Annotated in this window: 3 protein-coding genes; 2 read left to right on the top strand and 1 reads right to left on the bottom strand. The window is 61.7% G+C overall.

Going from position 1 to position 3,686, the window contains the following annotated elements:
- Window positions 1-222: 222 nt before the first annotated feature.
- Window positions 223-906: a PEP-CTERM sorting domain-containing protein gene (locus KA354_25240; GenBank protein ID MBP7937954.1), complete on the bottom strand. Its 684-nt coding sequence runs from the start codon at window positions 904-906 to the stop codon at window positions 223-225.
- Window positions 907-1,646: 740 nt separating this feature from the next.
- On the opposite strand from KA354_25240, the gene KA354_25235 reads away from it, so the two are divergent.
- On the top strand, window positions 1,647-2,975 hold the full coding sequence (locus tag KA354_25235) for a hypothetical protein (GenBank protein MBP7937953.1): 1,329 nt from the start codon (window positions 1,647-1,649) through the stop codon (window positions 2,973-2,975).
- Between the two features lie 78 nt (window positions 2,976-3,053).
- Window positions 3,054-3,686, top strand: a 633-nt coding sequence (locus KA354_25230) for a right-handed parallel beta-helix repeat-containing protein (protein ID MBP7937952.1), incomplete at its 3' end; no start/stop codon positions are given.

Here is a 3,686-nt window from a genome sequence, read left to right as displayed (position 1 = left end):
GCTCGATCGCTGCCTGCCTGCCACCCTCGTTCGCCGAAAAGGAAGCGAGCTCGGTCATCTACGGGGGGAACGGGGCGCAGTACCCCGCGCCCCCCCCCCCGGAGAACTGCTGCATACCCTGTCACTACGAGAAGCGGCCGGCCGATCGCCGCCGACGGAGCTCTCGAGACAACCTGCTCCGGGCGGCGATCGGCTTTCCGCAAGCGACTCGGAACACGGTGATCAACGTCGACGGCGAACCAGCGCCAGGCCGCCCAGGCCGAGCAGGGCCAGCGTCGCGGGCTCAGGCGTGATCGCGAAGTTCTTGAAGTCCACGAAGTCCTGCCCTTTCCCTTGCCAGTCGGTGCCGTAGAACCGAATCCGGGCGACCTTGGTCGGATCGAATGGATTGGTGTCCGGGTCACTGTCGGTGTACATCCAGGCGGCCTTGTCGTTCAAGGGAACGGACTTGTGCGTCCACGTGGGGAAGAAACTCTCCCCTGACGGGCCATAGAAAATGCCATAGTCTCGATTCCCCACGTAAGCCCCGGCGGCCGTGTACGTGTAGGCCCGGAAGAAGACCGGGGCATCACCGTAAGGAGTCGGGTTGTCGCCACCCTGGAAATAGCGAACGTCGATCTCCATCGTCGCTCCCGGTGTGGTGAAGTCGATGTCGCCGAGCCCCAGCAGGCGGAAATCGATGTAGGGACCGTAGTACCAGCCGCCACCTTTGATGCTGTTGCGGCAGTAGCCGGGCGTTTCGTCTGAGAGGAAACTCAGGCTGCCATCAAGCCCCGGAGGCACGTTGATCGCCGGTCCACTGCCCAGATCGATTTGCTGATCCAGAGGGACACTCACCAGCGTGCCGCCCATGGCAGGCAGGCCCACCAAGAGGCACAGAACGACGGAACTGACCAGTGCTCTCATTTCCAATCTCCTTTCATGGGTTCGTGTTCCTGGGCAACGCCTCTGCTGCCCCTCGCTTCCTCATCCGACGTCGATCGAGACCGGGCAATTCCCCTGACCATGAGCATCTGGGCCAACCAGACGCCCCGCGTGTGGCTCAAGCCCCAAGATGCCCGCAGGTGCGGTACCGCAACAAACATGTTCGAGGCTGACCAACAGGTCCAGACGACACAGCGGACGTGGGCAGCTCTCTTTCCCCGGGCACCCCAGAGGCACCCTGTCCCGATAACGTCAGAAGCCATCATATGCCTCGCGGGGGCCGTGCGTCAATCAAAAAGGGACTCAAATCCGTCACTATCTCAGAATTCCCTCCATGATTGTGGACAGGAGCACGGGTGAGAAGGTTATCGGACGTATTCCCGCGGACCTCGTCAGGTACCAAGGGCAGCAGCTTACGCCCGGCAAAACGGCCGGACTGCACCGGCGACATGCCGGAAGGCGGCTCGGCAGGGAACCGAACGAAGCCCTCTCACCTGTGCTTCACCCCCGGCCGGCGGCCAAGATGGCCACCCGGACGCCCAGGGCACGCCGGCTCTCAAAGGACGTCGGGATCTGACGCCCCCGAAGGTCGCCGACACGATGTTGGCCGGGGGCGAGCCGCCGGCACGGGACCTTTGCGGTTTTCTCTCGCTTGCCAATCCCGCCGCCACCGCTACCCTATGACGGACCTGTATCCTTCATTCCCTCGGGGAGGCGTGTTGATGTACCGAGTCCTGACGATTGGCTCCACCCTGTTCCTGATGTCTTGTGTCGCGTCAGCCGCCGAACAGGCCCCTTCGGCTCCAATGGCTCGCCCCAAGGCCTCGCTTGTGAACCGACCGGCCGACCTGCCCGACGATTCCACCATCTGGCCGAACAAGACCTGTTTCCGAGCTTCGGAGCCGTGGTTGGTTGAGAACCACACCCGGATCCGCAAGATGCAGCCTCGCGTCCTGGTGCTGAACTTCGCGAACGATGTCGAGATGCCGGCCATCAAGGACCAGACTGAGAAGTTCATCAAAGCCTTGGCCGAGAGCAGCAGGTACCACGGGTACCAGGATCCCAAAGCACCGGCCTTTCTGGATTACCGCGTGATCAAGTACGTCGACCTCCGCGACAAGAAGCCGGCGCCGGATATGGCCAAGTCATCCAGCACGCTCTTCCCGGTGCTGCCGAGCAAGCCCGCCGACATGTGGTGCGACTACAACCGGCTCTACACCGAGGAGTTCGCCAAGTACTATGGCTTCGAAGATCCCTCCACGCCCGGTCGATATCTGGACCTCAAAGCGCTGATCCAGGCCGGAATCGTGCATGAACTCTGGTTCTACTGTATTCACGATCATGAGAAGGGCTGGCCGGCGTTCGAGGTCATCGAGCTCAAGCAGTACTACGACAAGAACGGCCGGCCAATCGCTGGCACATACGGCAAGGCGGGCAACGGTGGCGAGGACGACACCATGCCGTGGACGGGGCACTCGTTCCGCATCTACTTCTTCAATCCGCACCGGGGCGTCGGTTGCCAGCTGGAGAACTTCGGTCACCTGCTGGAGGGGCACGCCAATCACGACACAATCGCTTACCACACGAAGTACTTCCGGGAATTTGCAGGCCTCGATTGGGACAAGCGGCACAAGCTGCCGTTCAAGTCGCTCTATGAGATGTCCTACGATCGCGAGAAGTGCAAGGTGACCTATCCTTCGAAAGACAAGATCACCATGCTGTATAAGGGCAAGGAATACTCCGTCGCCCCGTTTGACGTGTTCTGCGGCAGCAACCACTGGCCCCCCGGTGCGAGGTTCCACTACGATCTGGACAGCCCCAACACCGTCGAGTGCGCCATCGAGAACTATCGCCTGTGCAACGGTCCGGCGGGCAAGGACAAGCTCACCGAGTTCAACATCAAGATGACCGAGCAATACCGCGCGGTGGCTCCGGACTGCATGGGCCGGTGGATCGTCTACTGGTGCCAGTCGATGCCTGGCCTGGACAACAAGTGCATCGACGACGACGGCAGGCCCATGAAGAACTGGTGGGTGTACTTGTTCTATTGAGCAGCGCGGGGCACAGCTTCACCGAAGGCGGCGAACGGCCTCGAGGTCACACCGGATATCGAGCGATGGAGGAACGTGATGTCCCGTTCATGCGTGTGGGCGACGATCGGCGCGGTTCTGTTCTGGATGAATGCCGGATGTCAGGGCACGTCGCTGACCCAGCCGGGAATGGAGATCAGCCAGAATACCAGCATCACCAAGGGGGTATACTCCTTGATCGACCGGGACGGCAGGGGGGCGGTGCGAGTCAAGGGCGACAACATTACTGTGGATTTCCAGGGCGCCACACTCGATGGGGCCAAACCGGCTCAGCAGCCCGATGAGTTCAACGGGACGGGCGTGGTCGTGACCGGCAGCAACATCACCATTCGCAACCTCAGGGTTCAAGGCTACAAGGTGGGCATCTACGCGGTGAACTGCCCCGGCCTGACCGTCGAAGACATCGACGTGTCGGGCAACTATCAGAAGCACTTGCTCTCGACGCCCGAGGCCGAGGACGGCAGCGACTGGCTCTTCCCGCACAACAATGACCAGGAGAAGTGGATCTCGCAGTACGGCTCAGGGCTGGCCGTCGAATCCTCCGATCGGGCAACCATTCGCCGGGTGCGGGCCGGGCACGGCCAGAACGGCATCATCATCGACCGAGTCAACGATTCCAGGATCTACGACAACGACTGCTCCTTTCTGTCCGGATGGGGGCTGGCCATGTGG

It is taken from the genome of Phycisphaerae bacterium (genome assembly GCA_018003015.1).
Taxonomy (GTDB): Bacteria; Planctomycetota; Phycisphaerae; order UBA1845; family PWPN01; genus JAGNEZ01.
This window is presented reverse-complemented; position numbering and strand designations above follow the sequence as displayed.